General features: G+C 41.6%; 20 protein-coding genes. 3 read left to right on the top strand and 17 right to left on the bottom strand.

Going from position 1 to position 26,099, the window contains the following annotated elements; translation table 11 throughout:
• Positions 1–168 precede the first annotated feature (168 nt).
• Entirely contained in the window at positions 169–438 is a 270-nt protein-coding gene (gene rpsO / locus B6D67_RS09035) for a 30S ribosomal protein S15 (RefSeq protein WP_010922677.1), read from the bottom strand.
• 157 nt (positions 439–595) lie between these two features.
• A complete protein-coding gene (locus B6D67_RS09040; protein WP_010922678.1) occupies positions 596–751 on the bottom strand; it encodes a hypothetical protein in 156 nt (51 codons plus the stop codon).
• A 125-nt stretch (positions 752–876) separates the two neighbouring features.
• Here B6D67_RS09040 and B6D67_RS09045 point away from each other — a divergent pair, with 125 nt between their 5' ends.
• Together B6D67_RS09045 and def are read left to right on the top strand one after the other, a co-directional pair.
• Complete coding sequence (locus B6D67_RS09045) at positions 877–1,146, top strand: transcriptional regulator (RefSeq protein WP_002982627.1); 270 nt, start codon at positions 877–879, stop codon at positions 1,144–1,146.
• Positions 1,147–1,246: 100 nt separating this feature from the next.
• The gene (gene def, locus B6D67_RS09050) at positions 1,247–1,861 is read left to right on the top strand and encodes a peptide deformylase (protein ID WP_002982624.1); all 615 of its coding nucleotides are present in this window, start codon (positions 1,247–1,249) and stop codon (positions 1,859–1,861) included.
• Between the two features lie 33 nt (positions 1,862–1,894).
• Here def and B6D67_RS09055 read toward each other — a convergent pair whose 3' ends face one another.
• From B6D67_RS09055 to B6D67_RS09120, 13 genes are all read right to left on the bottom strand, one after another.
• A complete protein-coding gene (locus tag B6D67_RS09055) occupies positions 1,895–2,437 on the bottom strand; it encodes an NADPH-dependent FMN reductase (protein WP_010922679.1) in 543 nt (180 codons plus the stop codon).
• Between the two features lie 130 nt (positions 2,438–2,567).
• The gene (locus B6D67_RS09060) at positions 2,568–2,996 is read right to left on the bottom strand and encodes a MarR family winged helix-turn-helix transcriptional regulator (protein WP_002982615.1); all 429 of its coding nucleotides are present in this window, start codon (positions 2,994–2,996) and stop codon (positions 2,568–2,570) included.
• A gap of 109 nt (positions 2,997–3,105) precedes the next feature.
• A complete protein-coding gene (locus B6D67_RS09065; RefSeq protein WP_011285722.1) occupies positions 3,106–7,503 on the bottom strand; it encodes a PolC-type DNA polymerase III in 4,398 nt (1,465 codons plus the stop codon).
• Between the two features lie 254 nt (positions 7,504–7,757).
• The gene (locus B6D67_RS09070; RefSeq protein ID WP_010922681.1) at positions 7,758–9,614 is read right to left on the bottom strand and encodes a proline--tRNA ligase; all 1,857 of its coding nucleotides are present in this window, start codon (positions 9,612–9,614) and stop codon (positions 7,758–7,760) included.
• Positions 9,615–9,811: 197 nt separating this feature from the next.
• Positions 9,812–11,071, bottom strand: coding sequence for an RIP metalloprotease RseP (rseP, locus tag B6D67_RS09075; protein WP_010922682.1), 1,260 nt, complete (start codon positions 11,069–11,071; stop codon positions 9,812–9,814).
• A 72-nt stretch (positions 11,072–11,143) separates the two neighbouring features.
• Positions 11,144–11,938, bottom strand: coding sequence for a phosphatidate cytidylyltransferase (locus tag B6D67_RS09080; RefSeq protein WP_002982606.1), 795 nt, complete (start codon positions 11,936–11,938; stop codon positions 11,144–11,146).
• Positions 11,939–11,950: 12 nt separating this feature from the next.
• Positions 11,951–12,700 carry an isoprenyl transferase gene (locus tag B6D67_RS09085; RefSeq protein WP_010922683.1) on the bottom strand — a complete coding sequence of 250 codons (750 nt, stop codon included), beginning with the start codon at positions 12,698–12,700 and terminating at the stop codon, positions 11,951–11,953.
• Positions 12,701–12,918: 218 nt separating this feature from the next.
• Positions 12,919–13,284 (bottom strand): preprotein translocase subunit YajC, encoded by a 366-nt coding sequence (gene yajC / locus B6D67_RS09090; protein WP_011285724.1) that lies wholly within the window; start codon positions 13,282–13,284, stop codon positions 12,919–12,921.
• Between the two features lie 115 nt (positions 13,285–13,399).
• Positions 13,400–13,774 carry a thioredoxin domain-containing protein gene (locus tag B6D67_RS09095; RefSeq protein WP_010922685.1) on the bottom strand — a complete coding sequence of 125 codons (375 nt, stop codon included), beginning with the start codon at positions 13,772–13,774 and terminating at the stop codon, positions 13,400–13,402.
• A 114-nt stretch (positions 13,775–13,888) separates the two neighbouring features.
• Positions 13,889–17,386: a pullulanase gene (locus B6D67_RS09100; protein ID WP_010922686.1), complete on the bottom strand. Its 3,498-nt coding sequence runs from the start codon at positions 17,384–17,386 to the stop codon at positions 13,889–13,891.
• Between the two features lie 197 nt (positions 17,387–17,583).
• Positions 17,584–19,197 carry a glucan 1,6-alpha-glucosidase DexB gene (gene dexB, locus B6D67_RS09110; RefSeq protein WP_011285728.1) on the bottom strand — a complete coding sequence of 538 codons (1,614 nt, stop codon included), beginning with the start codon at positions 19,195–19,197 and terminating at the stop codon, positions 17,584–17,586.
• Between the two features lie 128 nt (positions 19,198–19,325).
• Positions 19,326–20,459 carry an ABC transporter ATP-binding protein gene (locus tag B6D67_RS09115; protein ID WP_010922688.1) on the bottom strand — a complete coding sequence of 378 codons (1,134 nt, stop codon included), beginning with the start codon at positions 20,457–20,459 and terminating at the stop codon, positions 19,326–19,328.
• 297 nt (positions 20,460–20,756) lie between these two features.
• On the bottom strand, positions 20,757–21,605 hold the full coding sequence (locus B6D67_RS09120; protein WP_010922689.1) for a helix-turn-helix domain-containing protein: 849 nt from the start codon (positions 21,603–21,605) through the stop codon (positions 20,757–20,759).
• 359 nt (positions 21,606–21,964) lie between these two features.
• Here B6D67_RS09120 and ska point away from each other — a divergent pair, with 359 nt between their 5' ends.
• Positions 21,965–23,287, top strand: coding sequence for a streptokinase (gene ska, locus B6D67_RS09125; RefSeq protein ID WP_029714159.1), 1,323 nt, complete (start codon positions 21,965–21,967; stop codon positions 23,285–23,287).
• A 97-nt stretch (positions 23,288–23,384) separates the two neighbouring features.
• On the opposite strand, the gene dtd is transcribed toward ska, so the two are convergent.
• The gene (dtd, locus tag B6D67_RS09130; RefSeq protein ID WP_010922691.1) at positions 23,385–23,828 is read right to left on the bottom strand and encodes a D-aminoacyl-tRNA deacylase; all 444 of its coding nucleotides are present in this window, start codon (positions 23,826–23,828) and stop codon (positions 23,385–23,387) included.
• Between the two features lie 14 nt (positions 23,829–23,842).
• Positions 23,843–26,062, bottom strand: a complete 2,220-nt coding sequence (locus B6D67_RS09135; protein ID WP_002988003.1) for a RelA/SpoT family protein — start codon at positions 26,060–26,062, stop codon at positions 23,843–23,845.
• Positions 26,063–26,099 lie beyond the last annotated feature (37 nt).

Raw genomic sequence — 26,099 nt, forward strand, 5'->3', positions numbered from 1 at the left:
ATACAACAAAAGATACCTCATCACTGAGATACCTTTTGTTGTTAAATAAAATCATCAACTGCTAAAAAAACAGTCTTAGACCATTCTAGCCAAATGTGTAAGTTAACAAACAACATGTCAAAAATGAAAAAGCCCACTGCATAAGCAGAGGACTTTTTAAACTTGAAATTAACGACGAAGTCCAAGAGATTGGATCAACTCACGGTAACGGTTAACATCTGTACGACGTAGGTATGCCAACAAGTTACGACGGTGACCAATTTTTTTCATCAATCCACGGTAAGTAGCGTGGTCTTTTTTGTGTTGTTTGATGTGGCTGTTCAAGTGGTTGATTTCCCAAGTAAGAACTGCTACTTGAACTTCAACTGAACCTGTATCGCCTTCATGACGTGCATATTGAGCAATGATTTCATTTTTTTTCTCTTTTGAGATTGCCATAATATATTCTCCTTTTTTTGCTTAATCCGAGTCTTAGGATTGGCACTCCTAAAACCAAGAAAAAGTTGGTTTGTCTTTCGACCACTCTATTCTAGCAGATTCATAATATTAGGTCAACCGTTATCCTATTATTCTAAGCTCTCACATCCAAACCACCTTAAGCAACAGAACTAGCAAGGCCAAATAGCCAAGAGGCTGTTTTTAAATCAGAATAAACCTGTGCGATTGCTTGCCTAATAAGATAACCAGCTAAAAGAGGTAAGATGGCTGATCCCCGCACTTCAGCTGATAAGCGGTAACCTAGCATAGTCATTCATTTCTTTCCAACAAAGTGTTCACTGATAATATTAATTGCTCTAGTATTAACAAACCCAATCCCTAATCCATGAACACAGCTTATTAACCGATGCGACCTGCCTTTATGACATAGGTCAAGAGTTGACACAAAATGTTTGCCAACAAAACATTACCTATACCGTCAAAGAGCGCTTTGCTTCCTATACCCTTGAAGCGCAAGCCAACCAAGAGGTTCATCTAAACCTTACATTATTAGCAAACCGTTTTGGAACAAGCGATCGCCATCTTAAGCACGTACTTAAGCAGCCCATTTTTCAGAGGATTATCGAACGCATCTGCTTCAAAACCTATCGTATTGCCGATTTAGACGCTCTAACTCAATTAAGACCTCTGAGGTATGCAGCCCATTAACTTATAATAGCAATCACTCTAACCACTATCTGACTTTTCTTTAAAAAAGAAATGATTTGTGATATAGTAAATCCAGTTAAAAAAAAGTAAAGGAGTAGACATGTCTGCACAAGATAAATTAATTAAACCTAGTCATCTGATTACCATGGATGACATTATTCGTGAAGGGAATCCAACTTTAAGAGCTGTCGCCAAAGAAGTGAGCTTACCCTTGTGTGATGAGGATATCCTATTAGGAGAAAAGATGATGCAATTTTTGAAGCATTCTCAAGATCCTGTAATGGCGGAAAAACTTGGTCTTAGGGCCGGTGTTGGTCTAGCAGCTCCTCAGATTGATGTGTCAAAACGTATCATCGCTGTGCTCGTTCCTAATCTTCCTGATAAAGAAGGAAATCCTCCTAAAGAAGCCTATAGCTGGCAAGAAGTCCTGTATAATCCTAAAATCGTTTCTCATTCTGTTCAAGATGCAGCCCTTTCTGATGGCGAAGGTTGTTTATCTGTCGATCGTGTTGTTGAAGGGTATGTGGTTCGCCATGCTCGTGTTACAGTAGACTACTATGATAAAGAAGGACAACAGCATCGCATCAAATTAAAGGGATACAACGCTATTGTGGTTCAACATGAAATTGACCATATCAATGGTGTTTTGTTCTACGATCGGATCAATGCTAAAAACCCCTTTGAAACCAAAGAAGAGCTCTTGATTTTAGACTAACAAAAAAAGGCCCTTTAGCCTTTTTTTGTTAGTCTAAATAGCCGCTAAAAGAGCCTCTGCCTGAGATAGCAAGTTTGCTTTTGTCTCTTTTGAAATCTCAAGCCTTCCTGTTCCCCAGGCATCAGGATTCACAGTTGCTTTTGTAAACTCTCCTGCTACTGAAGTTCGGATAAACGGCAATAGTGCTTTAAACTGATCAAATACTTGATCATGCCCGCCATTTGCAACTGAAGAGACCGTAACCACCTTACCGCCAATAGCAGATGGGCCCGTCGGATCAGACAAATCAAGAGCACGAGACAACCAGTCTAGCAGGTTTTTAACAGAACCTGGAATAGAGAAGTTGTAAACTGGTGTAAAAATCCAGATAGCATCCGCTGACTGAACAGCTTGACGAGCGTCAACAACTGGTAAAGGTGCATTAGCTTCGATATCTTGATTCAAAACAGGAACGTCTTTCCAATTTAAGTAAGATACAACTGCTTGATGTTCCAGAGCTTTTTGTGCTTGAGCCGCTAATTGATGGTTAAAAGACCCTTCACGAAGCGAGCCAACAATAAATAAAATATGTTTCATCTCTTTGCCCTCTTTTTTTAAAGATCGTTTTAAAGCTTTCTAAAAGTGGTATTTCATTGATACTTCTTTTTGAAATTTATCACTATGTAGTAATTATATCTTCTCTAAGAAGAGCTGTAAAGAGATTTGTTTATAATTGTTTGAACTTTTTGAGAAGTTCAATCAGACAAAGTTGTTCTTTTTCAGTCAAAACAGCAAAGGCTTCTTCCACCCGTGCGACGTGTTTAGGCAAAACAGCTTCAATCAAGCGAGTACCCTTATCTGTTAAGGTAACCACATAGGCTCTTTTATCCGTTTTGTCTTTGCACTTGCTAATCCAGCCATTGCGTTCCATATTATTTAGTACAACAGTCATATTCCCCGAAGTCGCTAACAAAGAATCAATCAAGTGATTGATTCGCATACAGCCTTTAGTATATAGTACTTCAAGCACACTGAACTGCGTGGCTGTTAAATCTGCCTTTTTAAAAATATCAGCCCCAAAAGCATCTAGCGTTCGCTGAGCTTTACGAAACACCACCATGGCTTTCAAAGCGGTGTTCTTATCTAAATGACTCATTTGATTTCCTCGCTTTATACGGTATGTCACAGTTTAGTATCAGAGAGATTAGAAAGTGATCTTGTCCCTCTTCTTTTATGACTTTGCATATTACTATCATCATGATAATCTAGAAAAAGTCATCAAAAAGACTTAATTGATTATCTTCTGGCATATTTCCTAAAATACCCATCTCATCCATTTTCTCAACGAGCGTTGACGATGCCCCGCCTCGTTTACGCAATTCCATTTTAGAGAGGAATTCGCCTTCTTGACGAGCTTTAACGATTTGCTTGGCCACGTTTTCACCCAGACCTTCTAGCGCTATAAATGGAGGGATAAGGGTATCTCCTTTGATTTGGAATTCTATAGCATCACTTTTGTAAAGGTCTAATTTGCCAAACTTAAAGCCGCGTTCTAACATTTCGTTGACAATCTCCAAGGTTGTAAAGAGGTCATTTTCCACATTGGTGGCTTCATTATTTTTACGTTTTATAGTAATATCTTCCATTCTTGCTTTAACAGCATCTAAACCACCACTCATGGTTTTTAATTCAAAAGCCTTCGCACGAATAGAGAAATAAGCACAATAATACATAATGGGGTGGTGCACCTTGAAATAAGCCACCCGAAGGGCCATCAAAACATAAGCTGCCGCATGGGCTTTAGGGAACATGTACTTGATTTTTCCACACGATTCAATGTACCAGTCGGGCACATTGTTTTCTCGCATGGCATCAATATAGCCATTACGTTCTTCCTCAGAAATTTTTAGCCATAATCCCTTACGCACACGCTCCATAATGGTAAAGGCCATTTTTGGTTCTAAGCCTGCGTGCATGAGGTAAACCATGATGTCGTCACGACAACCGATAACGGTTTTTAGGGTTGCAATGCCTTCTTTAATCAAATCTTGTGCATTACCAAGCCAAACATCGGTTCCATGAGATAGTCCAGACAACTGCAAAAGCTCCGCAAAAGTGGTCGGATGCGTCTCATTAACCATGCCGCGAACAAAGTTGGTTCCAAATTCTGGAATGCCTAGCATACCAGTCGGTGTCCCAATTTGTTCCGGGGTAACGCCCAAAACCTCTGTCCCAGAAAAGAGAGCCATAACTCCCGGATCATCAGCAGGAATAGTAATAGGATCAATGCCCGATAAATCCTGAAGTTTACGAATCATGGTCGGATCATCATGCCCTAGGATATCAAGTTTCAAGACGTTTTCATCAATATCATGGAAGTTAAAGTGAGTTGTCTGCCAAGAAGCCGTTACATCATCGGCTGGATATTGCACGGGGGTAAAATCATAAACATCCATGTAATTAGGAATAACAACAATCCCCCCAGGGTGCTGCCCAGTCGTTCGTTTCACACCAGCAGCACCTGCTGCTAGACGATCCACCTCAGCATCACGATAGAACTTGCCATAGTCGCGTTCATAGCCTTTGACAAATCCATAAGCTGTTTTTTCTGCTACGGTACCAACTGTTCCAGCACGAAAGGCGTATTCGTCACCAAAAATATCTCGGACATCCAAATGGGCACTGGGCTGGTCATCACCAGAGAAGTTCAAATCAATATCGGGCACCTTATCCCCATCAAACCCAAGAAAGGTCTCAAAGGGAATGTCTTGCCCATCTTTTTGATAAGGGGTGCCACATTTCGGACAGGGTTTATTAGGCAAATCATAGCCAGATCCAACTGACCCATCTGTGATAAATTCAGAATGTTGGCAGGACGGGCAAACGTAGTGAGGCGGCATAGGATTAACCTCAGTAATCCCAATCATGGTGGCGACAAAGCTAGACCCTACAGATCCCCTAGAACCAACTAGGTAGCCTCGCTCATTTGACCGGTTAACAAGCATTTGGGAAGCGAGATAAATCACAGCAAAACCGTTCCCCAAGATAGAGGTTAACTCTTTTTCAATGCGTAAATCAATAATATCTGGGAGAGGATTACCATAAATTTCAAAGGCTTTTTGATAGGTTAATTCGGCAACCGTCTCTTCGGCCTTATCAATATACGGGGTGTAAAGATCGCCCTTAACCACTTCCACTTCCTCAATACGGTCCGCAAAATCCTGAGTATTTTGCACAACTACTTGATAAGCGAGGTCTTTTCCAAGAAAGGCAAACTCATCCAGCATTTCATTGGTTGTTCTAAAGTGCGCTTTAGGTAGAGGAGCAGGCTGTGCCCCTTCCCCACGGCCGATTGTTCTATTAATCATGGCACCCTGACCAAGACTACGCACAATAATTTCACGGTAAATCTCTTCTTCAGGCTCTAGATAATGCACATTCCCAGTGGCAAGCACAGGTTTCTTAGCTCGTTTCCCTACTTCAATGAGGTCACGAATCACCTGCTCAATACCTGCTTGATCTTTGATTAATTCACGGACAACCAATGGCTGGTAAATGGCTGGTGGCATGATTTCGATAAAATCATAATACCTAGCCAAATCAACCGCTGCATCAATTCCTTTAGTCAGAACGGCATCAAAAACCTCGCCGTCAGAACAAGCTGTACCAAGTAACAAACCCTCTCTGTGAGCATCTAAGACGGTTCTTGGAATACGCGGCACCCCTTCAAAATATTTGATATTGGAAAGGCTGACCAACTTAAACATATTTTTAAGACCAACCTGATTTTGCACATAGATAGTCGCATGCTTAATCCGCGCTTTTTTGTAAGAATCCTCAGCCACCAAATCTGTATTGAGTTGCAAAAGATTTTTGATGCCATGCTTTTCTCTGGCATCTTTTAGAAAAATAAACAAAAGACGTCCTGTGGCTTCCGCGTCGTAATTGGCCATATGATGGTGGTCTAGACTCACTTGGAAACGCTTGGTGAGCGGTCCCAAACCGTGACGCTTGTACTCAGGATACAAGTTTCTAGCAAATTCTAAGGTATCAATCACAGGCTGTGTGATTTTGGGCAAGTCGTGGCGTTCATAATTGGCGTTCATAAAGCCCACGTCAAAACTGGCGTTGTGGGCAACCAAGATACTATCTTTGCAAAAGTCCTGAAAAGCTTTTAGGACAGTAACCAATGGCTTGGCGCCCTGCAAATGCTTATCGGTAATTCCTGTCAATTCGGTGGTAAAGGCTGAAAGAGGATGCCCAGGATCAATGAATTCATCAAACTGCTCTACAATATTTCCTTTAAACATTTTGGAAGCCGCAATCTGAATCAGGTCATTATTCATAGCAGATAGACCTGTGGTTTCCACGTCAAAGACCACATAGGTAGCTTCGTGCAAATCCATATCAACAGGTTCATAAGAAATAGGCACCTTGTCCTCAACAATATTGGCTTCTAGGCCAAAAATAGCCTTAATCCCAGCTTTGCGAGCCCTATGGTAGCCATGAGGAAAACTTTGCACATTAGCATGGTCGGTGATAGCAATCGCCTTGTGTCCCCACTTGGCTGCCGTATCAATCAAGCTTTCTACTGTCGGTAAGGCATCCATGGTAGACATATTGGTGTGGGCATGAAGTTCGACCCGCTTTTGCCCTTCTGGCATCAGGTCTTTGCGCTCATGACGGACAATTTCTTTGACCTGCTGGACATTCATGGTGAGACTCTTCGTAAAAGGATTGGTCTCAATATTCCCTTGTACCCGTAACCAAGCTCCCTTAGCAATCATATCAAATTTACGGAGCTCCTCATCGTCTTTAGCCCATTTTTGGAGAGCAAACGAGGAGGTATAGTCTGTCATTTTAAAGTTGATGATATGGCGACCTGTCCTAGTCGTTTTACGCTCCACGTCAAAAACCATACCCTCAAAGACAATCCGGTTTTCTTCGGTCTCAATCTCAATCATTGGTGTGATGGTTGCTTTTTCAAACCCTGCCTGACGCTTAGCTGCTCGTTCCTTGTAGTCAAACTTAGGAGCAGGTGTGGCTTCCTCAACTGGTGGCATCATGGCTTCAAGAGATTTTTGGGCTTCCAAATTATCCTGCACAGCCTTTTTCACAAGAGCCTGACGACTGGAAACAAAATTCTTGGTCAAATGCTCAGTCATTTCCTGATCTGACACCATATCTATGGTCAAGGTGCCAAAGCCAAAGGCTTCTAATTGCTTGACCAGATTAGGCAGATGATTGTTTCTAAAATGATCGTTATTCACAAAACCTGGCGCTGCAATAATGAGTTTGTCATCCTCATAAGTCACTTTGAGCTTTGAGAAAGAAGATTTAAAACTAGCACTATTACACGGTGCATGCTCAAAAGCTTCTTGGTAATAAGCTTGAAGCAGATCATCTGAATAATCCACCTGAGCAGCTTGGATGTCAAAGGTTACCTTAATGTCAGCCGCCTCAAAAGTTCTTATCAAACGATCATGCAATTCACGATAAGTTGCAATCGGTAAAACCGCTGCAAAGGCAAAATGAAATTCCCACAAGCGTGACACCGAATGTACCTTTACCTCGATAATATCAGCAGATGAAAAGGCACTTGAACGTCTCATGTCAAGTGGCATTTCTATCTGGTCCATCAATTTAGCGAATAAATCTGACATAATTTTCTCCTGATTTTACTAGGCTTTATTTTATCACAATTCAAGATGATTTTCGAGTTTTAGATGGAAAGAAAAGCAGGGCTTTCTTCTGACGTTCTTTGGCTAATTTATTCCAAGTGATAGCTCAGTTGAGGTCATTTTTTTTGCCAATCTTTTATCGCCAAGCGCTTTTGGTAAAGCAAAAGCCACTCTGTATCAGACAAGTTCACAGCAAAAAGAGGCCACTCTAAACAGGCAGCCTCTTCATTTCTTTTTTAGTGTTCTTTTGTTAAAATTTCAAGGGTTTCGATGAGGTTTTCTGCATTAACTTCAATGCTGTCACCTGTTGCCTTGATTTTAATTTCCACGATACCTTCAGCGGCTTTTTTACCAACAGTGACACGAATTGGCAAACCAATCAAATCGCTATCAGAGAATTTCGAACCGACGCGTTCATTACGGTCATCTGTCAAGACATCATACCCTTTAGCCATCAAGTCAGCTTCTAACTTCGCCGTCAAGTCTTGGGCCACTTGATCTTTGACATTAACTGTAATCAAATGCACGTCAAATGGGGCTAATTCTTTAGGGAAGTTAATACCCCAAGCATAACGGTAATCGCCTTTTGGTGTCTTGTTCACAAAGAGACGGGCATGCTGTTCAATGACAGCAGACAAAATGCGGCTAACCCCGATACCATAACAACCCATCACAATTGGAACTGTTCTGCCATTTTCATCAAGAATCGTTGCTCCCATGCTGTCTGAATAACGAGTGCCCAACTTGAAGATATGACCGACTTCGATACCACGCGCAAACTGGAGAACACCATGACCGTCCGGAGACATTTCCCCTTCTTTGACTTCACGAATATCTACATATTCAGCCTGGAAGTCACGTCCTGGATTGACTCCTGTCATATGGAAACCATCCTTGTTAGCTCCTGCAACGGCATTGGTAAGGTTTTGCACTTTGCGGTCAGCCACAATACGACTACCTTGTGCCAAGTTGACAGGCCCAAGTGAGCCAAAACCTGCACCAAAGAAAGCACGGGCTTCTTCTTCACTAGCTGGCTCTAAAAAATCAGCAGCTAGATAGTTTTTTAATTTAACGGTATTGATATGGTCATTTCCAACTAGCAAAGCAACAACAGGTTCATTATCTGCCACAAAAAGCAAGGTTTTGATGGTTTGTGTTTCATCTACTGAAAGAAAAGCAGCCACTTCATCAATCGTTTTGCAATGTGGTGTCTCAACTTCTGCCAAGGCATCTTCAGCAGCTACTTTTGAGGACGGTTTGTATTCGTTAGTTGCCATCTCAAGGTTGGCAGCGTAGCTTGATTCTGTTGAATAAGCAATAGTATCTTCACCTGAAATCATCCAAGCAGCCAATTCTGCCTTAATATCTTCTAAGACCTCTTTTGGAATATCATCCATTGACGCAATAGACTTGTCAAGAACCACCCAGCGATCAAGATCCGTACGAGCTGGTGTAATGGCCATAAATTCTTGGGAATCTTTCCCCCCCATGGCACCGCCATCTCCAATAATCCCTTTGAAATCTAAACCAGCTCTGGTAAAAATAGCTTCGTAAGCTTGACGATAATCTTCGTAGGTCACATCTAAATCTTCATAGTTGTGATGGAAACTATAGCCGTCTTTCATAATAAACTCACGGGTACGAAGCAAGCCATTACGCGGACGTTTTTCATCACGATACTTAGACTGAATTTGATAAAGGTTTAAGGGCAATTGCTTGTAAGATTTGACCGCATCACGCACCAAAGTCGTAAAGGTTTCTTCGTGAGTTGGACCCAAGATAAAGTCTGAGTTATCACGGTTTTTAAGCTTATAGAGGTCCTCTCCATAGGTCTCATAACGGCCTGATTCACGCCAGAGATCAGCTGTCAAAAGAGCTGGCGCCAACATTTCAACAGCACCGATCTTTTCAAACTCTTCACGCATGATGGTCTTGAATTTCTCAATGGTACGATTTGCCAGTGGTAAATAAGCATAGATACCAGCAGAAACTTGGCGCACATAACCGGCACGCACCATAAGCGCGTGGCTGATAACCTGGGCATCACTTGGCATTTCGCGCAAGGTTGGGATAAGCAGTTTACTTTGTTTCATAGATTATTCCGTTTTAATACATCCCCTTATCCTCAAACCCTTCTGGAAACATCAAGTAAGAGTGAAGCGGGATTATTCAATAATTTGAATGTGTATTCCTTTCATTTTGAGTAAGACCTCAACCCTTGCAAATCTTAGGGTTGAGGTCTTTTTCGATCTTTAACATGATAAGGTCAGCTTAAGATGACCTATCTTGATTAGAAAAAGACGCGCATGATATCATTCCATGTCACAGCAATCATCAATACGACCATGATAGCAACCCCAGCTAGGGTGATATAGGCCTCTGTTTCTTGCTTGATAGGCTTGCGACGAATGGCTTCAATGATATTCATCAAGATTTTTCCCCCATCAAGTGCAGGAATCGGAATCAGGTTAAAGATCCCTAAATTGATCGAAAGCATTGCCATAAGAGATAAGACTGACTCTAAGCCGTTTTGAGCAGCCTGATTGGACATGTCATACATGGCAACAGGTCCACCTAATTTATTGAGACTAAAGCCAGTGATCAATCCTTTCAAAGCATTCAAAATAGTAAACGCCCTACTCCAAGCTAATTCTAGACCGCCTAAGAGCTTATCCTTAAATCCTGTTTTCAGACTCGCCTTAACTCCTATCGTGTATGTCTTTGCATGCTTTTGTGGTTTCACAGCCACCGTTTTTAAGCGCTGATGTGACTTGTAGGTGACCTTAATGGTCTGTGACGGGCCTAGATCCCGTGTTGCAAGGTCTACAGCCTCAGTGAGATCATTCCAGCTAGTCACCTTGTAACCATTAATTGCGACAATTTGGTCATTATCTCGAAGACCAGCCTTAGCTGCTGCTCCATTTTCTTGAACACGGACATGATTGCTACTAAAATCTGGCATCCCACCTTGTAAAAAGACCAAGAGGATAAAAACCACAATCCCTAAAATAAAATTATTCATGGGACCTGCAAAATTGGTGATTAAACGTCCGCCAATACTAGCATTTTGATATTGAACATCAAGCGGAGCAATTCTTATCTCAGTACCGTCTTCTTCAACAATAGTAGCATCGTGAGCGACCTTATATGTCTTGGTTTCTTCTAAAACTAAGCCAGTAATACTCAGCTGATCTTCTAAGTCATAGCCTGTAACATGCATTGGGAGACTCGTTGGGTCTAACTTACTTTGAGACAAGTTGATGCGCTTAACAAAACCTTGCTCATTAAGGGTTAAACTTGCTGGAGTACCTGTTTTGATCTCAGTTTTGTCATCACCCCAACCAGCCATTCGCACATAACCGCCCAAGGGTAACATCCTCAAGGTATAAAGAGTTCCTCCTTGGTCAACATGAGAAAAAATTTTAGGGCCCATTCCAATGGCAAATTCTCTTACTAGAATGCCTGATTTTTTAGCAAAATAGAAATGTCCAAATTCATGGACAATCACTAAAATACCAAAAATAATAATAAAGGTTATTATTCCTAACATAGATTTCCTTTCAGTCTATTGCTTTTTTGAGTTTTGTCGCGTTGTTGCGACTCCAAACATTACCTCTTAAGATTAAAATAAACCAAAGAGATGCATGATGGGAAAAACAAAAATCATGGAATCAAAGCGGTCTAAAATACCACCATGTCCCGGGATAAGCTTACCTGAATCTTTGACACCAAAGTGACGTTTGAGAGCACTTTCAACCAAATCACCAAATTGGGCAAAAATGGAAAAAAGAGCGACCAAAACCAACATGGTCAAAAAGTGATGTGGCGCATAAACAGACCTATCAATCACCATAAAGATAAAAGACACAAGGACTGCACAAGCGATCCCTCCTAAACTACCTTCAATGGTTTTGTTTGGAGAAACTGTAGGCAATAGTTTGCGTCTACCAAACTGACGCCCAATCAGATATGCTCCAATATCAGTGGCCCAAACGATAAATAAGGCCAAAAAGACCTTGTCAATTCCTGACAGGCGAGCATTGATCAAATGTTGAAAACCAATCCCAACATAAAAACTAGTTGCAATCGGAAAGGCCGCATCATCAAATGAATAAGCTCTGCTATTTAAAACAGTACCTGCCAAAATGAAAAAAACCATTAAGCTGTAAAAAGCAACATTCGCATCAATTGGTAAAAAAGTGAGGTAATGGTCCATCGGAACTGCCAATACAAAGGCGGCTAACATGGCAAAAACACCTTCAAAAGAAAAGACTTCTAATCTTTTCATTTTCAGTAATTCTGATACCCCAATCATGGCCAAAACGCCTACAAATAATTGGAATGGTAGGTTTCCTATTATGAGAAAAGGTAGGAAAATAGCTACTGCTACTCCCCCCCAAACAACACGTTCTTTCATAACTATCTCCTTTTAGACCTTGCCAAAACGACGTTGGCGGCGGTTATAATCCGCAATGGCCTTTAGTAGCTCTGCCTTTTTAAAATCAGGCCACAAGACTGGTGTGAAATAAAATTCACTGTAAGCTGATTGCCAAGGCAAGAAATTGCTCAAACGCAGCTCACCACTGGTGCGAATAATCAAATCGGGGTCTCGGTAGAGATATGGCAGATGGTCTGTCATCAAGTAATTAGCAATCAAATCCTCCGTAATATCTCCTGGATTTAATTTGGCATCTAAGACATCTTGAGCAATAAAGCGAACAGCACTGGTAATCTCAGCACGTCCTCCATAATTGAGAGCAAAATTCAAAATTAAACCCGTATTACGTTTTGTTTTGTCGATGGCTGCATTTAGCGCTGCCAAGGTATCTTCAGGTAAACGACTAGTCTCTCCAATCATTTGAATCTTTACATTGTTCTCATGAAGCACAGGCACATATTTGTCAAAGAAGGTTACTGGTAAATTCATGATAAAAGACACCTCATCTTGGGGTCTGGACCAGTTTTCTGTCGAAAAGGCATAGACTGTCAGAACTTTAACCCCCAACTCAGATGCAGTAATCGTTACTTCTTGTAAAGCATCCATCCCAGCTTTATGCCCAAACACTCTAGGTTTTAGTCTTTTTTTGGCCCAACGTCCATTACCATCCATGATAATTCCAATATGCTTTGGGATACTCCCCAAAACTTTTTTTGTTGATTTCGCTTTTAATCCAAACATGTTTTTTCCTTATTGATAAGCATACTTATCTCATATTTTATCATATTTCACGCCTTTTGGCTTGTTTTTTATCAATTAGATCTTATCTTCACAAAATGTTCACCTATCCTCTGATAGATGTGTCAGCTTTTCATGAACCTGTTAGCATCAGAATAACTGTTTCAATCCAGGGATCAAAACAAAAAAGTTTGGCATATTTCATCCAAACTTTCCCCGCCTTAATGGCTTTCAATGGCACTGTCAGTGTCAGTGCTATCTACTGTCTCAACAGCAGGCTCATTAACAACACTGGTTTCTTCTGTTTCAACCAGTGTCGTTTCTGTAGTAGCTTTTGTTACAATACGCTTAATAGCTAATAGCTCAAATGTCAAAAAGACGCCATCCACATCTAACACAATCTTTTTAGCTGTTGTATCGACTTCGTCAACAATCGCAAACATGCCACCAATCGTTACGACTTCGTCTCCTTTTTCAATAGCGTTTAACTGATTTTGGCGTTCTTGCGCTTGTTTTTTTTGTTGACGTTGCATAAACCAAATCAATCCAAGCATCACTACAAACATTAAAATTGTTGGAAATCCCATAATGTCTCCTTTTTATTCTATAAAAGTCATGTCTTACTATATCAAAAATCAAGCGGTATAGCAAGACTAGACGTTACCTGATGTCTTCTTTAAACGAGACGCTAAGCGCAGTGCTTTACTCACGAGTCAAAAAAGCTAAGATGTCATCTGGTGTCAAACTTGAATCACATACAGCCCTTTGGTGCTGATCGTAACTAACCAGCAAAGCTGGAACTGTCACTAATTGGTAGTTCTCACGAAAGGCAGCAAGCTCAGCAGCATCAGCAGCGTTTTCGCTATCCACAAAATAGACTTCTTTTTGATTATCTGTTGCTACTTGTGCCAACTTGGGAGCAAAGCGGCGACAATAAGGACAGCTCGAACGTCCTAAAAAGACAATCATGTCTTTGCCACTAGCGATAGCTGATGTGACTTCTGCAACACTCGACGGTATAAAATTCGCAACGATTTCTTCAAATGTCATGGATGTCTCCTTCTCTTTTGGTCTCATGATACACTAAAGTAGCAATTTTCTCAATCACAAGGTCTTTTCACAGCTCAGAGCTTTTATAGCCGTCAAAAAGAATCCGCAAACAGCAATCTTTTTGTCTCTATTAACACCACCCTAATCTTTTTGGCGCTTCATCAACAGGCTAATAGCCAATAAAAGCAGAGCTATTCCAGCTGCTAATAAGCCTTTTGAGGAGGCTTCACCCGTTTTTGGGAGCTTTTGGTTTGTTTTAGCTCTTTTTGGTCTAGTCATTAATGATTTGTCTAGGTCTTTTGAGCCATCTGGTGTTTTGGTTTGATGATTGTCTGTCTGACTCTTTTGCTGAGAGGGATTAGCCGTTTTTGAGGATACTTTGAGGACCAGGGCAGTTAGGCCTTCAATAGTCAAGCCTTCTTTGGTAAACTGGACTCCCTTAGGCTTAGCAATGGCAGTAACACCAGCTTGCTCAGCATCAACAAGCACTTGGGCTCCTAGCAAATAGCGGTAGGCTTGAGGTAAAACTACCTTGCGGGTCTTGTTGTCTGCATTGACAAAGACAGCATAGCGATCTCCATTTGATGCCACTGTTTGGTAACCCATGATGAGGTCCTCTTGTTGAATACCATCTTGTCCTGCTTGGGTGATCAAGGTCACATCCCGATCTACCTCAGCTTTGGTTGCTTTTGTAAAGGCATCTGTTGAGCGACGCAACGCAATTAGTCCCTGTGTATAGGCTTTTGTTTGGTTGCTAATCGGGTGAGCTATGGAATCTGTTGCCTTTGCCCAGTCAAAATGATTGACCGCATCAGACGAATCATAAGAATCGTGGATGAAGTAAGGGTATTGCGCTACAGCATCAATCAGAGTCGCCTTATTTGGCACCTTGTCATCAGACGCCTTTGTCTTGTAGTCGGGATTTAGAAGCTGCTTGGTTCGTCCATATTCCTGACCAGAATGGATAAAGGCAGTCCCTTGAGCAGTTAAAATCATGGTATTTCCTAGACGAATACGCTTGTGAATCTCTTCTTCAGCCACTTTAGGATCCTTATTGATGGATTTGGCAATGACATCATGTAAGGTCAGGTTGTCATGGGCTGCAATATACTGCACTACATCTCCTGGGGCATCTGCTTCAAAGTTACCAGGCTGTGCTTTGATCGTTTTGAATAAACCTTCTAGATTTTTTGCGCCACCAGTAATAAAGGCTGCTGTGCCTTCATTTGGAAAACCTGACTTGAGGGTATTTCTGATATCATCAGAGAAAACACCGACCGTATTGGTTGCTTTCATCCAATCTTGATCTGCCGCAATTTCTTTTTTCCCCTCATCACCTTGGTAGGTACGCCAGCCTTCGCCAATCATAATGGTATTTGGATTAATGGCTTTGGCTGCCTTAAAGGCTTGCTCAATAGCTGCCGCATCATGGTCACCCATCATGTCGAAACGAAAACCATCTACCTTGAATTCACGAGTCAGATAAGTAATCGAATCCACCAAGATACGACGACTCATGGCATGTGTCGTTCCTAGACGACCTCCGCCAAAACTCTCTCTAGCTGTACCATCAGCATTCATAAAATGATAGTAGTTGGGTTCCAAATCTTCAAAGAGATAGGTTCTAGCCGTGTGGTTATAAACCACATCAAAAATAACACCCATACCACGTTTGTGAATCTCATTGACAAGGTTTTTAAGCTCTGCGATACGTAAAGCAGGGTCATTAGGATTTGCCGAATACATGCCAGAAAGGGCAAAGTAGTGTTGTGGGTCATAACCCCAGTTGTAATTATTGTCTGAAGACGTGTAGGCTGTTGAGCGGCTCTTGTCCAGCTCATTGGCATAAAAATAACTCAAAACCGGTAGCAATTGAACGTGGGTAACCCCCAAGTCTTTGAGATAGTCTAGCTGTTCAACGAAAGCTGAAAAAGTCCCAAAAGGGTGTGTTAACTTGCCTTCTAGAGCCTTATCTGACGTAAAATCTCGCACATGTGCTTCATAGATAATAGCGTCTTCACGCTTTTTAAAGTTGTTAATTTTGGCAAAATCAAGGCCTGTTGGTCCTAGTTTGCTTGGATCAATAAAGGCAGCTTTTGCTGTTTTGATGTCATCAGTAGCAGTCGCATCATTCCAGGCAGCGAGAGATTTGGCGTAAGGATCCAAAACCATGACTTTTTCCTGACCGCGCGTGATTTCATAAAGGTAATAGTAGCCTGTGTAATCACTAATGCCCTTGACACTGTCAGAAGTTAGATGAGCTCTCCAAACACCCTTGTCCGACTTGGTCAAATCAGCTTGACCAACCACCCTTGTCTGATCTTGTTTATCATAAACGACAACCTTAACAGTATCAGCACTTGGAGACCATAGCGCTAAATCAACAGAACCATCCTTAGCTAGGGTAGCTCCAAGTTCACCATCGTAAGCATAGAGTTTATCTTTTAATTGCCAGGATTGGCGAGCGACTTGGCTAACTTCTCCAAATGTAACCGTGTAGACTGCACCTTGCGCCTTAAAATCACCCTTTAATGTCATTACAGACTTATCCCTGTCAAGTGTCAACTCATCAATTGCAACAGTTTTCCCTGCTTTGTCAGTGATCTTGATGTTTTGTTTCACCGCATCTTCATCAAGCCCATCTAAGGTCGTAAAAATGGCTTTAATCTCATTTGGCGTGGTTTGTTCAGCTCCTTTGAGACTAACCTGATCAATATAATAAGGATTGTTGTAAACTTTTGGGTCAGTGTCTTTGACAAAAACCTGAGTATGATTGTCTAACTCTTTAAATAGATAATCTTTTGGTTGCACTTTAATAGCATCTCCTGTCTTACTTTTATCAAGGATTAAAAATCCGATTTCGTTAGCTCCTTCTTTTAAGGGGACATCAACATAAGCTCCATAATGCCCTTTATGTGACAAGTCAAGTCCATTTGGCCAGTCGGTCGTTGGGGTTTTGACATCTTTAAAGGTCCAGACAGCTAAGTTATCGTAGTGTCCCGATTGATTGTGGTAGTTGATTCGAAGGTAACCTTTTTTCAAAGGTCGATAAGCGTGCGCATGGTAATTCTCGTCTATCCAAACTTCATTCATTTTTGGCGTGAGAAGCGAGATGTGCTGGTCCTTTGAAAGATTCTCTCCAGCTTTATTATTAATGAGATAAGACACTTGCTGGCGGTGTTTAGCTGCTAGTGGCACATCTAGATAATAGCCATAGTCATCTTTTTTCGCTTTTGTCATGGTGATAGCACCATTTGGCCAATCCTTTGAAGGTTGATCCACATCTCCCCACACCCAAAGTCCCAAGCTTCCTAGCGACTCACCAGCTGGCAATGTTTTAAAATGCATACGCAAATGATGCTCAGCAATACTAGCAGGATTAGCTGACGAGCTGTCTAAAACTGGTTTTGCCTCCTTGCTAGACGATTGAAGACCATCACCAGATTTAGCATTGCCATCTCCTTGTTGAGCTTCATCGCGGGCTAGTCCAACAATGGTTTTAGCAGCAACTTGATGTGTTAAGATACTAGGGGTGCACCCTAACACGACAGTCCCAGTTGCAGCGATTACAAAACCTATCCCCCACTTTTTTAACAGATATTGATAGCGCTTTGATCCTTGGTTGACTTTCTTTTTCATAAGACCTCCATTTAGTATAACATTCAAACAAGACTATCTTATCACATTGCGCAAGCGCTTGCAAGACATGCCGCACTTCAACTTAGAACACAGCTCAAACAATGACTATCACCCCTTAATAGGATCTCAAAAATTAAACAGCCAAAACGAGTTTCCACTCGCTTGGCTGTTGGGTAAACTCAAATCACATACAGCTGCTAGGCCTTCAGTTTGAGACAAAAGGCATCCCAAGGTTGTAAGTGCTTGGTCTCTAATACCGTGTCCACATCTGTATTGGCGATGATCACTTGTGCACCTGCTAAGTCTGTGGCAAAGACTTGCTCCTCATCAGACACATTGACAACAATCACATACGTCTCTTCTCCAAGCTGACGCTGATAAGCAAACACTTTATCAGCTGTTGGCAAGAGGTGATAATCCGCTTCAACTAGCCAGTCTTGCTCCTTACGCAAGGCAATCAATTTTTGGTAGGTGTAAAAAATAGAGTCTGGATCAGCAAGGGCATCGGCCACATTGATGTCTTGGTAGTTGGGGTTGACCGGCAACCAAGTCTCTTTTGCTTCAGAAAAGCCAGCATGTGTGTCCTTAGACCACTGCATCGGCGTTCTAGCATTGTCTCGTCCTACCTTACGGATGCTATCCATCACACGCGCAGCTGACACTCCATTTCCCATAGCTTCCTTAGCATAGTTAAGGGACTCAATATCATTAACCTCGGTTAAGTCTTTAAAAGGATAATTGGTCATGCCAATCTCTTCTCCTTGGTAAATGTAAGGGGTTCCTCGCATCAAATGCAGTAAAATAGCTAAAGCCTTGGCTGATTTTTCTCGGTAAGTGCTGTCATTGCCCCAAATGGATAAGACCCGTGGCAAGTCATGGTTATTCCAAAAAAGCGAATTCCAGCCTTCTCCTAACTTTAATTCTGTCTGCCACTTGCTAAAAATAGCTTTCAGAGCAGGCACGTCTAATTCTTTGGCATAATCCCACTTGGGAGCGTCAGGTTTATGTTGAAGACCCACATGCTCAAATTGGAAGACCATGGATAACTCTTTGTTTTCAGGGCGAGAATACTGGCGAGCAATTTCAGGCGTTGCTCCCCAAGTCTCACCGACTGTCATCACGTCATGGTTGCCAAAGGTTGCTTGATTCATTTCTTTGAGGTAATCGTGTAAGCGCGGCCCGTTACCCGTGATCTCCAAGTCAGGAACCTTCCCAATCAGGTCAATCACATCCATACGAAAACCACCGATGCCTTTGGCAATCCAGAAATTCATCATATCGTAAATTTTTTGGCGCAGCTGAGCATTTTCCCAGTTCAAATCAGGCTGTTTCTTGCTAAACAAATGCAGGTAATATTGTCCTGATGCCTCATCCAATTCCCAAGCAGATCCTGAAAAAATAGACATGAGGTTGTTTGGCTCGTCACGCCAAATATAGTAATCACGCTCAGGACTATTGGGATTTTCTCTAGCTTCAACAAACCAAGCATGCTCATCAGACGTATGGTTGACCACCAAGTCCATGATAATCTTAATGCCTCGCTCATTAGCTGCTGCTAAGAGCTCATCCATATCTGCCATGTCTCCAAAAACATCAGCAATCGCTTCATAGTCAGAGATGTCATAACCATTGTCATCCATTGGACTTTGGTAAACAGGAGATAACCAAATGGCTGTAATGCCAAGTTTTTGCAAGTAGTCCAGTTGACTGGTAATGCCTTTTAAATCACCAATACCATTGCCGCTGGTGTCTTTAAAGGACCTTGGGTAAATCTGATAAATCGTAGCTTTATGCCACCAGTGTTTCTTCATTATTCTTCTCCTATTAATCATTCATTCATCTTTTATTTTAACGTTTTTTCTCTTTTTGTGCAATCGTTTGCGCAAATAACATGATAAAAAGGCTGGAACCCAACCTTTTTATGAATATCGCTTATACCTTAACGAATAGCTTGTTCGGTATCTCTGTCAAAGAAATGCCCCTTAGCCACATTAAAGGTCAAGCTAACTTGCTCCCCTGGACTATGGAAATCACGCGCATCTACACGAGAAGCAAACTCAGTTTGTCCAAGCTTGACATAGAGCATCGTCTCAGAGCCCAGTAACTCAGAAACCAAAACTTCTGCTGTGACAGTTGCACTTGGATAAGTATCATGCACGATTTGTCTACTAGAAATGTCTTCTGGACGAATACCAAAAGTGACTTTTTCCCCCTTGTAACCAGCAGCTTCAAGCATTTTTGCTTGTCCTTCTGGAATAGCAATGTCAAGACCATCTTCACTCACAATGCGGCCATCTTTAACTTCCACTTCAAAAAAGTTCATGGCAGGGCTTCCGATAAAACCGGCAACGAATTTATTAGCTGGAAGGTTGTACAATTCTTGTGGCGAGCCGACTTGCTCAATTTTACCAATCGTTCCATTACCTTGAGGGTTTTTAGTGGCACTCATGATAACGATACGGTCTGCCAAAGTCATGGCTTCGGTTTGGTCATGGGTAACGTAAATAGTTGTTGAGCCGATACGACGGTGAATTTTAGCAATTTCAGCACGCATAGACACACGAAGCTTCGCATCCAAGTTTGACAAAGGCTCATCCATCAAGAATACCTTAGCATCACGGACAATAGCACGCCCCATGGCAACACGCTGACGTTGACCACCAGACAGGTCAGCCGGTTTACGCTCTAAAAATTCGGTCAAACCAAGAATCTGCGCAGCTTCCTTGACACGACGGTCAATATCATCTTTTTTGTACTTACGTAATTTCAAACCAAAGGCCATGTTATCATACACAGTCATGTGTGGGTAAAGGGCGTAGTTTTGAAAGACCATGGCAATATCACGGTCTTTAGGAGACTTGTCATTCACCACTTCGCCACCGATTTTTAACTCTCCTTCAGAAATGTCCTCAAGACCTGCAATCATACGAAGAGTAGTCGATTTACCACATCCTGAAGGTCCAACAAAGACGATAAATTCTTTGTCTTTAATGTCTAAGTCAAAATCTTCAACGGCATAATGAGTAGTATTTGGGTATTTTTTATAGATGTGATTTAGATTTAATTCAACCATGTGTAACTCCTATTTGAACAGCAAACGTTCTAGCTGACTGCAAAGCTAGAAACCACTGATATCTTTTATATGATGCTTTTATTATAACAAAAATAGCGCTTTCAAAACAGAGACAAAGCGACCAAACTTCTTTGGGCAACTTGCACAATAGCAGGGCTAGTCAAGTCGTAAAGACCCATAAAACAAGAAAACCATGTAAACACAGGCCGGTCACAGGAGCCAAAACAAGCTGAACGATCTATCATTCTCCCTATCAGCTACAGTCCAGGCAGCAAAAAAGAAAGCCCTGTGCCTTTCCTAATATTTCAACAAAAAGAGATGAGCAAAGGCTAAATCATCCAATTGCTTCAAGTGGAGTCCTGATTGCTGAGCAAATTTATCAAGTTTGTATTGCAAGGAGTTACGGTGAATATACAAGCGCTGCGCTGTCTGCACCAGATTGCCGTGTTCTGACCATAGCGCGTGAACCACATCGGCCATATCACTTTGAGGACTTAGGAATTGGTGAAACTGACGCGTCAATGCCAAAAAAGTGTGGTGCGACAGCAAAGACCACAGCATCAGTCCTGAAAATGTTAATAATTTTCTGCCTGATTGTTGCCTTAAATAGGCCGTTAACAGCTGACATTCCTCCTCAAAACACTCTCTCAATGTACCCGCAGCTACCTGATACCAGGCATTTCCAACAAACATGGTTAAGGCCAAACCAAAATCACTTTCTAGCGTTGGCAGGAGATCTTCAAGCCAGCGCAAGACCTTTATTGAGATTGCTTGTCGGCATAAAAATGCCGTTTGGGTTGCACTGATAGGCAAAATGACTTCAAGCCCTGCAATCATTTGTTGGAGCAACTCAACTAAGTCATCTGGTAAAGCCTGCTGATGATTAAGGTAAATGAACTGAGAAGTCTCATACAGCTGAGGGGGATTGCCCTGATGATCAAGCAAATACCGCTGCCAAGGTGACCCTAGCGGCTGCAAGACCTCACACTGACCCAGCCCCACCTCAAGTAATAAGCGCTCTTTTTCGGATAAACATGATTTGGGAAAATGCACATATTGGTCCCCTTCTTTGATACTCATCCAATCTTTATCTCCTAACGGATGAGGGCCTACTTGCATCTCTGGAAAATAGTCTTTTAGCTCCATAGCCATTCCTTTCATGACGGTCTTTAAACCATTATAACACATGACTCTTTATCACACAGTTCGGTTTGTTGTCAGCACGATTTTGTATTTTCTGCCTTTTTAATCATTAAAGCTAAATAATGGTTATTCATTTTTAGCAAGAACATTCAATCAAATGGCTATTTATCGGAAGATTAATTTAATTTATTGGAAGATTAATTTATGTTTATACTAAAAAAGTATTGTTGCCCTTTTTTCATTATCATGACATTATCATTAAGATATCATTTAAAAACAATCATTAGATTTTTGTTTGTATCTATAAAATTATTATGTTATTCTAATAATGGGGATTGAAACTTAACTTTTAGGAGGTTTCTATGAAAAATTACTTATCTATTGGAGTGATTGCACTGCTGTTTGCATTAACATTTGGAACAGTCAAGTCGGTCCAAGCTATTGCTGGGTATGGATGGCTACCAGACCGTCCACCTATCAATAACAGCCAGTTAGTTGTTAGTATGGCCGGTATCGTTGAAGGTACCGATAAAAAAGTTTTTATAAATTTTTTTGAAATCGATCTAACATCACAACCTGCTCACGGAGGAAAGACAGAGCAGGGCTTAAGTCCAAAATCAAAACCATTTGCTACAGATAATGGCGCAATGCCACATAAACTTGAAAAAGCTGACTTATTAAAAGCTATTCAAAAACAGCTGATCGCTAACGTTCACAGTAACGACGGCTACTTTGAGGTCATTGATTTTGCAAGCGATGCAACCATTACTGATCGAAACGGCAAGGTCTACTTTGCTGACAAAGATGGTTCGGTAACCTTGCCGACCCAACCTGTCCAAGAATTTTTGTTAAAGGGACATGTGCGCGTTAGACCATATAAAGAAAAACCAGTACAAAATCAAGCAAAATCTGTTGATGTAGAATATACTGTACAGTTTACTCCTTTAAACCCTGATGACGATTTCAGACCAGGGCTCAAAGATACTAAGCTATTGAAAACACTAGCTATCGGTGACACCATCACATCTCAAGAATTACTAGCTCAAGCACAAAGCATTTTAAACAAAACCCACCCAGGCTATACGATTTATGAACGTGACTCCTCAATCGTCACTCATGACAATGACATTTTCCGTACGATTTTACCAATGGATCAAGAGTTTACTTACCATGTCAAAAATCGGGAACAAGCTTATGAGATCAATCCTAAAACAGGTATTAAAGAAAAAACGAACAACACTGATCTGGTCTCTGAGAAATATTACGTCCTTAAACAAGGGGAAAAGCCGTATGATCCCTTTGATCGCAGTCACTTGAAACTGTTCACCATCAAATACGTTGATGTCAACACCAACGAATTGCTAAAAAGCGAGCAGCTCTTAACAGCTAGCGAACGTAACTTAGACTTCAGAGATTTATACGATCCTCGTGATAAGGCTAAACTACTCTACAACAATCTCGATGCTTTTGATATCATGAACTATACCTTAACTGGAAAAGTAGAGGATAATCACGATAAGAATAATCGTGTCGTTACAGTTTATATGGGCAAGCGCCCTAAAGGGGCAAAGGGTAGCTATCATTTAGCTTATGATAAAGATCTCTATACCGAAGAAGAACGAAAAGCTTACAGCTACCTGCGTGATACAGGGACACCTATACCTGATAACCCTAAAGACAAATAACCACGATCTTCTAAAATGATGAGATTAACTGACAAAAAAAGCAAGCAACACGCTATCAACAGTTGCTTGCTTTTTTCTAACCTCTTAGTTGTAGAGACTAGTGACATTTCGTGTCTAAAATAATCGTAACTGGTCCATCATTGATGAGACTAACCTGCATATCTGCCCCAAAAACGCCACGCTCAACTGGCACAAACTCTGCCAATTGTTCATTAAAGCTATCATACAACTGACTAGCCAAATCTGGCTTAGCAGCACCAGTAAAGGCAGGACGGTTTCCCTTTTTGGTGTCAGCATAAAGGGTAAATTGCGACACAGATAAGATACTGCCCTTGATGTCTTGGATAGACTGGTTCATCTTGCCATCAGCATCTGAAAAAATGCGCATGTTGACTATTTTTCGCACAGCGTAAGCCAAATCTTCTGCATTATCATCTGGTCCCACACCTACTAACAACAACAACCCTTGATTAATAGCGCCAGCAATTTTCCCATCAATAGAAACAGAGGCCTCTTTGACCCGTTGCAAGACAAGTTTCATGTTTTTATCCTTTCTTAGCCATTGGTCCGCTTCACGCTATAAACATCTGGAACTGCCTTGATTTTTTCGACAACAGTGGTCAGATGCGTCAGATTTGGAATGCCAAAGCTCACGTGAATATTAGCAAACTTCATGTCCTTGGTCGGCTGAGCATTGACTGTCGATATGCTCTTGGTTGAGTTTGATAAAATTTGGAGCACATCATTAAGCAGACCACTACGATTGAGCCCATAGATATCAATTTCAGCCTGATAATCTTTACTCGAATTGTCCAAATCCCACTCGACCTCAATCAAGCGTTCTTGGTAGCCATCTTGACTCTTAATGTTATGACAGTCCGATCTGTGAATCGCAATGCCACGCCCTTTGGTAATGTAGCCGTCAATAGGATCACCAGGTACAGGATTACAACACTTGGCAATCCGCATCAAGAGGCCTGATGCTCCTTGGATAATGACTCCATTTTCACTGCGAACCTTGAGCACATCTTTGTTTTCGTGTTTGACCTCACCGCCCTTAACCAATTCTTCAGCTTCTGCTTTAGCCTTGGCCCTTTCTTCTTCACGGCGCTCTTTTTCGGTTAACTTGTTAAAGACACTGATAGGACTAATGTCACCAAACCCAACGGCTGCATAGAGTGATTCTTCGCTCTTCACACTGACTTTTGGAAGGATGGCTTCAATGCGTTTTTTGTCAAGGTATTTATTGGCAACGTAGCCCTGCTCTTGAAAATAAGACACCAACAAATCACGGCCTTTATTCACTGACAATTCCTTGTCTTGATTTTTAAAGAACTGACGAATTTTGTTGCGAGCCTTATTGGTTTTGACCAGTTTTACCCAGTCTCGACTAGGGCCAAAGGAATTGGCATTGGTGATGATTTCAACCACATCTCCTGTTTTTAACTTGGCAGTGAGAGGAACCATACGTCCATTGACTTTGGCACCTGTTGCTTTTTCACCGATTTGCGTATGGATCGCATAAGCAAAATCAATAGGACCTGATTCTTTTGGTAACTCCTGAACGGCCCCTGTCGGTGTAAAGACATAAATCCGTTCAGAAAAAATGTCTTCTTTGACCGAATCCACAAAGTCCACTGCATCGCCATTTGAGGCATCTTGCAATTCTACCAGCTCTTTGATCCAGTTCATGCCAACGGCTTGCTCAGCTTGATTGACCTTACCACGCACGCCTTTTTTATAAGCCCAGTGAGCAGCAACCCCGTACTCAGCCACTTGATGCATGTCCTTAGTTCTGATTTGAATCTCAATAGGTCCTTTTGGCCCATACACGGTGGTATGAATAGACTGGTAGCCATTAGCTTTAGGAGCTGCAATATAATCCTTGAAGCGGCCTGGCATGGGACGCCAAAGCTCATGAATATAGCCAACCATAGCATAGACATCGCTTTGCGTTTCCATGACACAACGAATGGCAATCAGATCAAAAATCTGATCGAATCGTTTCTTTTTGTCCCGCATTTTCCGATAAATCGAATAAATGTGTTTTGGTCGGCCATACACATCTCCAAACAACCCTTGTTGTGTCGTATAGGTTTTGACCTTACTGACAATAGCCTCTACCAAAGCTTCACGCTCGCGACGTTTTTCTTTCATCATATGGGAAATTTTGTAAAATTCGGTTTCATTGAGGTAACGAAAAGCCAAATCTTCTAGTTCCCATTTGATGCGACTAATCCCCAAACGATGCGCCAAGGGGGCATAGATTTCCATGGTTTCGCGCGAAATGCGCTCTTGTTTGTCCTTGCGCAAATGTTTGAGGGTGCGCATATTATGCAGGCGGTCAGCCAATTTCACCAAAATCACGCGAATATCTTTGGACATAGCCATCAGCATTTTGCGATGGTTTTCGGCGAGTTGCTCCTCATGAGATTTGTACTCAACTTTACCTAACTTGGTGACACCATCAACGATATCACGAGCATCATGGCCAAAGTCTGCTTCGATCTCATCTAAGGTAATATCCGTATCTTCTACGACATCATGTAAAAAGCCACAAGCAACTGTCACAGCATCCAGATGCAAATCAGCCAGAATCCCCGCCACCTGAATCGGATGGACGATATAGGGTTCGCCTGACTTTCTCACTTGGTAGAAATGGGCCGCTGTTGCATATGCTAAAGCCTTTGCCACAAAAGCCACATCAGCCTTGGTCATATAGGTGGCCGCTAAGGCAATGACTTCTTCTCCTGTTACGTTCATTATTTTTGCCATTTCGTTCCTCATCTAGCATTTCTTTTCCCTATTTTAA

This window comes from Streptococcus pyogenes, assembly GCF_002055535.1.
In the GTDB taxonomy this organism is placed as follows: domain Bacteria; phylum Bacillota; class Bacilli; order Lactobacillales; family Streptococcaceae; genus Streptococcus; species Streptococcus pyogenes.